This window comes from Nonomuraea sp. KM90 (genome assembly GCF_052246675.1).
Classification (GTDB): Bacteria; Actinomycetota; Actinomycetes; order Streptosporangiales; family Streptosporangiaceae; genus Nonomuraea.
This window is the reverse complement of sequence record NZ_JBQQCB010000258.1, coordinates 1-6,260: the sequence shown is the minus strand read 5'-3', so window position 1 is coordinate 6,260 and position 6,260 is coordinate 1. Positions and strand designations below refer to the sequence as shown.

Below are 6,260 nucleotides of genomic sequence, written 5' to 3'. Positions count from 1 at the left end.
CCGATCGCGAACACGACCATGTACGTGCTGGACCGCCATCTCAACCCGGTCCCGCCCGGCGCGATCGGCGAGCTGTACATCGGCGGAGCCGGGGTGGCCCGAGGCTATCTGGGACGGCCAGGACTGACGGCCGAAAAGTTCCTGCCCGACCCGTTCAGTGCCGAGCCGGGATCCCGCTTCTACCGCACCGGCGATCTGGCCCGGTTCCGCCCCGACGGGAACCTGGAGTTCCTCGGCCGCATCGACCACCAGGTGAAGGTGCGCGGCTACCGCATCGAGCTGGGCGAGATCGAGGCACGCCTGTTGCTGCACCCGCGCATCTCCCAGGCGGTCGCGGCGGTCCACCAGACAGGTTCCGGCCACAAGCAGCTGATCGCCTACATCGTCGCGGTGGCGGACCCGCCGAGCCCCGACGGGCTGCGCGCGTTCCTGCGCGAGACGCTGCCCGACTACATGATCCCCGGCACGATTATCACGCTGGAGGAGATACCGCTGACCAGCGCGGGCAAGGTCGACCGCAGGCTGCTGCCCGCGCCCGCCACGGACGGCACCGCGACGGCGCCGGTCACCGCCACCGAGGCGCTGCTCGTCGACCTCTGGGAGCAGGTGCTGGGTGTGACCGGGATCGGCACCGGCGACAACTTCTTCGAGCTCGGCGGCGACTCCATCCTGACGATCGCGCTGACCGCCTCGGCCCGCGCGCACGGGCTGCACCTCACCCCTCGTCACCTGCTCCACCACCAGACCATCGCCGAACTCGCCCCCACGCTCGAACAGCTGGAAGCGGCGGAGGAAGCCGGCGAACCGTTCGCGCATTCAGGCCTGACACCCGAGGAGATCCGGAACCTTCGCGCCGACGAGAACGTGGCGGACGCCTTCCGCCTGTCGCCGCTCCAGTCCGGCATGCTCTTCCACACGCTCAGCCAGGCAGGCGAATACACCGGACTCGACGAGTACGTCATCGAGGGGCCGCTGGAGGAGAAGCTGTTCGCGGCCGCCTGGCAGCGGGTGGTGGACCGGCACGCGGCGCTGCGCAGTCGCTTCCTGTGGGAGGGGCTGCCGCACCCGGTGCAGGCCGTGCTGCGCCGGGTGGACGTGTCGCTGACCGGCGACGAGCCCTTCGACCTGAGCTCCGGCGTCCCTTACCGGATCGCGCTGCGCCAGGAGGGTCCGGATCGGCATCGGCTGTCGTGGTGGTGTCATCACATCGTGCTGGACGGCTGGAGCAAGTCGGCCGTGTTCGGCGAGGTGTTCGCGGTGTATGAGGCGTTGCGGGCGGGTGTGGAGCCGTTGTTGCCCGCGCCGGTGTCGTTCGCGGGGCATGCGCGGTGGCTGGCCGGTGTCGAGGCCGGGGCCGATGCGGCGTTCTGGCGGGACGAGCTGGCCGGGGTGACCGCGGCGACCGCGCTGCCCGCCTCGCGGCCCTCCGGCCAGGAGGGGACGGGCGAGCTGTCGCGCGTCCTGGACGCGGCCCCGCTGATCGAGCTGGCGCGGTCGCGGCGGGTGACCGTGAACGCCGTGCTGCTCGCCGCGTGGGCGCTGCTCCAGGGCCGGTTCGCAGGGGAGGAGGAGGCGGTCTTCGGCGTGACCGTGGCCGGGCGCTCCGCCCCCGTGGCGGGGATCGACCGGATGGTGGGCATGGTGATGAACACCCTGCCCGTGCGGGTCCGGCTGGACGGTTCGCTCACGGTGGGCGAATGGCTGGCCGCCGTCCACGCCCAGCAGGTCGAGCTGCGGGCGCACGAGCACTCCTCACTGGTGGACGTCCACCGGCACAGCGGTGTCCCCGCCGACCAGCCGCTGTTCGAGGCCATCTTCCTCTTCGACAACGCGCCCACCGACGAGGTCTCCGCCGCCGGGCTCACCATCACCCGCGCCGTCGACGAGGGCGAGACCGGCTATCCCCTCACCCTGGACGTCGCGGCCGCGCCCGACCGGCTCACCGCCACCCTGTCCTTCCGTCGCGACCACTACGACGAGGAGACGGTCGCCCGCCTGCTCGGCCACTACGAGCACCTCCTGCACGCCATCGCGGCCGACCCCGCCGCCCGGCTCGCCGACCTGGAACTGCCGACTCCGGCGGAACGGCGCACGATCATCCAGGAGTGGAACGACACCGTCGCGCCGTACCCGGCGGATCGGTGCGTGCACGAGCTGTTCGCCGAGCAGGCGCGCCGTACCCCCGAAGCGGTGGCGATCCTGGACACCGACGGCGGCCAGGTGACCTACCGGGAGCTGGACGAGCGCGCCGACCGGCTCGCGCGGCGGCTGGTCGCGCTGGGCTGCCGCGCGGAGTCGCTGGTCGCGATCTGCGCCGAGCCGGGCGCCGAGCTGGTGGCCGGGCTGCTTGGCATCCTCAAGGCCGGGGCGGCCTATGTCCCGCTCGACCCGCACCACCCCGCCGAACGGCTCGCCCACGTGATCGAGGACGCCGACCCCGCGCTGATCCTCACCACCGCGACCTGCGCGGGACAGCTGCCCGCCGGCGACCGCCCGCACCTCCGCATCGACGACGTACGGCACGCGGACGAGGCCCCGTTGCCTGAAATCGGGCCGGACGACCTGGCCTACGTGATCTACACCTCGGGTTCGACCGGGCGCCCCAAGGGCGTCCAGGTACGGCACGGCGGCCTCGTCAACCTGCTGATCTCGATGGCCGAGCGCCTGGACTACGACCAGGGGGAGACGCTGCTGGCGGTGACCACGATCTCCTTCGACATCGCGGGACTCGAACTCTTCCTCCCGCTGATCAAGGGCGGGACGGTGGCGCTGCTGGACCGCGATGCCGCCTTCGACGGAACCCGCCTCGCGCGGGCGATCACCGGCACCGGCGCCACCGTCATGCAGGCGACGCCCACCACCTGGCAAACTCTGATCGAGGCCGGGTGGGACGGCGACAGGAGACTGCGCGCGCTCTGCGGCGGCGAGGCCATGCCGGTGCCGCTCGCCGCCGAGCTGGCACGCCGTACGGGCATCGTGTGGAACGTCTACGGCCCGACCGAGACCACGATCTGGTCGTCGGCCTGGCGGGTCGACGCCGACGCCGGGCGCGTCTCGATCGGCCGTCCCCTCGCCAACACCCAGCTGTACGTGCTGGACCGTCACCTCAACCCGGTGCCCGCGGGAGCCGTGGGCGAGCTGTACATCGGTGGCGCCGGGGTGGCGCGCGGCTATTTGGGCCGCCCGGACCTGACGGCCGACCGGTTCCTGCCCGACCCCTTCGGCGCCCACCCGGGCGCGCGGCTCTACCGGACCGGTGACCTGGCACGCTACCTGCCCGACGGCGAGCTGGAGTTCGTGGGTCGCGCCGACCACCAGGTGAAGATCCGCGGCCACCGCATCGAGCTGGGCGAGATCGAGGCCCGGCTGGCCGGGCATCCACAGGTGGCCCAGGCGGTGGTCGCGGTGCGCGAGACGGGCGGCGGGCACAGGCAGCTGATCGGCTACCTGGTCGCCGCCGGGGAGCGGCCGGCGGAAGGGGCGCTGCGCGCCTCCCTCGCCGAGACGCTGCCCGACTACATGATTCCCGCCGGATACGTCTACCTGGACGCCTTCCCCCTCACCCCCAACCTGAAGATCGACCGTGCCGCCCTGCCCGATCCCGATCACGCCTCGCGGCGCGAGGAGTACCTCGCGCCGCGCGACGATCTCGAACGGATGCTCTGCGCCATCTGGGAGGACGTCCTCGAAGCCGGGCGGATCGGCGTCCTGGACAACTTCTACGAACTCGGCGGCGACTCCCTGCACGCCATCCAGATCAGCAGCCGGGCCTGGCAGGCGGGGCTGACGTTCACCCCGCGCCAGGTGCTGCGCGCGCAGACCGTCGCCGCGCTGGCCCAGGATGAGCAGGAGGCCGTCCCCGTACCGGCGGCCGAGGTGGACCACGACCTGCTGGCCGCGGTGCGCAGGACCTGGCCGGACGCCGAGGACGTGCTGCCGCTCACGCCGCTGCAGAAGGGCATGCTGCTCCACCACCTGATCGAGCCCGACCAGTACGTGATCAGGGACGAGTACGTGATCGAGGGCGAGCTGGACCAGGGGCTGCTGATGGCGGCCTGGCAGCGGGTGGTGGACCGGCACGCGGCGCTGCGCAGTCGTTTCCTGTGGGAGGGGCTGCCGCACCCGGTGCAGGTCGTGCTGCGCCGGGTGGAGGTGCCGCTGGGTGGGGAAGGGCCCATCGATCTGGCCTCGGGAGTGCCGTACCGGATCGCGCTAAACGAGGAGGGTCCGGGCCGGCATCGGCTGTCGTGGTGGTGTCATCACATCGTGCTGGACGGCTGGAGCAAGTCGGCCGTGTTCGGCGAGGTGTTCGCGGTGTATGAGGCGTTGCGGGCGGGTGTGGAGCCGTTGTTGCCCGCGCCGGTGTCGTTCGCGGGGCATGCGCGGTGGCTGGCCGGTGTCGAGGCGGGGGCCGATGCGGCGTTCTGGCGGGACGAGCTGGCCGGGGTGACCGCGGCGACCGCGCTGCCCGCCTCGCGGCCTTCGGGTGAGCGGGGCGTCGGCGAGCTGTCACGGACGCTGGACGTGGCGCCGGTGAGTGAGCTGGCGCGGTCGCAACGGGTGACCACGCATGCCGTGCTGCTGGCCGCGTGGGCGCTGCTCCAGGGCCGGTTCGCGGGGGAGGAGGAGGCGGTCTTCGGGGTGACCACGGCCGGCAGGTCGGCGCCGGTGGCGGGGATCGACCGGATGGTGGGCATGGTGATGAACACCCTGCCGGTCCGGGTGCGGCTGGACGGTTCGCTCACGGTGGGCGAGTGGCTGGCCGCCGTCCACGCCCAGCAGGTCGAGTCGCGGGCGCACGAGCACTCGTCCCTGGTGGACGTCCACCGGCTCAGCGGTGTCCCCGCCGACCAGCCGCTGTTCGAGGCCATCTTCCTGTTCGAGAACTCCTTCGTGGACGAGGTGACCACCGCCGGGCTCACCGTCAGCCCGGCGGGCAGCGGCGTGGAGACCGGCTACCCGCTGCTGGTCGACATCTCCGCCCGCGACCGGCTCACGGTGACCATGACCTACCGGCGCGACCACTACGACGAGGAGACGGTCGCCCGCCTGCTCGGCCACTACGAGCATCTCCTGCGCGCCATCGCGGCCGACCCCGCCGCCCGGCTCGCCGACCTTGAGCTGCCGACTCCGGCGGAACGGCGGACGATCATCCAGGAGTGGAACGCCACGGCCGCGCCGTACCCGGGGGATCGGTGCGTGCACGAGCTGTTCGAGGAGTGGGCGCTGCGCACGCCCGAGGCCACCGCGGTGGTCGACGCCGACGGCATCCGGGTCTCCTTCGCCGAGCTGAACGAGCGTGCGGACCGGCTGGCGGCGGCGCTGGCGACGGCGGGGGTCGGCCCGGAGCGCTTCGTGGGTGTGTGTGTCGATCACTGCGTCGAGATGCTGGTGGCGCTCCTCGGGGTGATGAAGGCGGGCGGGGCGTACGTGCCGCTGGACCCGGAGCACCCGGCCGACCGGCACGCCTTCATGCTGGCCGACACGAAGGCGCAGGTCGTGGTCACGCTGAAGCGGTGGCGTGACCGCTTCGACGGCCACGTGATCTGCGTCGGAGACGAACCGGTGTCGAGCGCCCCGGTGGTGCGGCCCTGTTCGGACAACCTGGTGTACGCGATGTACACCTCGGGGTCGACCGGTCGGCCCAAGGGCGTGATGATCAGCCACCGGCAGCTGATGAACTACCTGTGGTGGGCCATCGACGGCTACGGCCTGGACGGTGTTGACGGGGCGCCGATGGTGGGTTCGATCGCCTTCGACCTGTCGGTGCCGAACTTCTTCCTGCCGCTGATCGGCGGCAAGAGCGTGACCCTGCTGGCGGACAACGCCGCTCTGCCCGAGCTGGCCGACCTACTGACCCGGCCGGGCGACTTCAGCCTGCTGAAGATCACGCCGGGACATCTGGACGCCCTGCGCGGGCTGCTCGAGCCAGGCTCGGTGCGGTCGGTGCGCACGTTCGTGGTGGGCGCCGACGAGGTCCGCCCGGAAACCGTCGCCGCCTGGCAGCGGATCGCGCCCGAGGCCCGGATCATCGACGAGTACGGCCCCACGGAGACCGTGGTGGGCTGCTCGGTGTACGTGATCGGGGACGACTTCGCCCCCGCCAGGCCGGTGTCCATCGGCAAGCCGATCGCGAACACGACCATGTACGTGCTGGACCGCCATCTCAACCCGGTCCCGCCCGGCGCGATCGGCGAGCTGTACATCGGCGGAGCCGGGGTGGCCCGAGGCTATCTGGGACGGCCAGGACTGACGGCCGA

Annotated in this window: 1 protein-coding gene; it reads left to right on the top strand. The window is 72.1% G+C overall.

Going from position 1 to position 6,260, the window contains the following annotated elements:
- Nucleotides 1-6,260: amino acid adenylation domain-containing protein (locus ACTWPW_RS62620; protein WP_443174787.1), on the top strand; the 6,260-nt coding region annotated here is incomplete at both ends.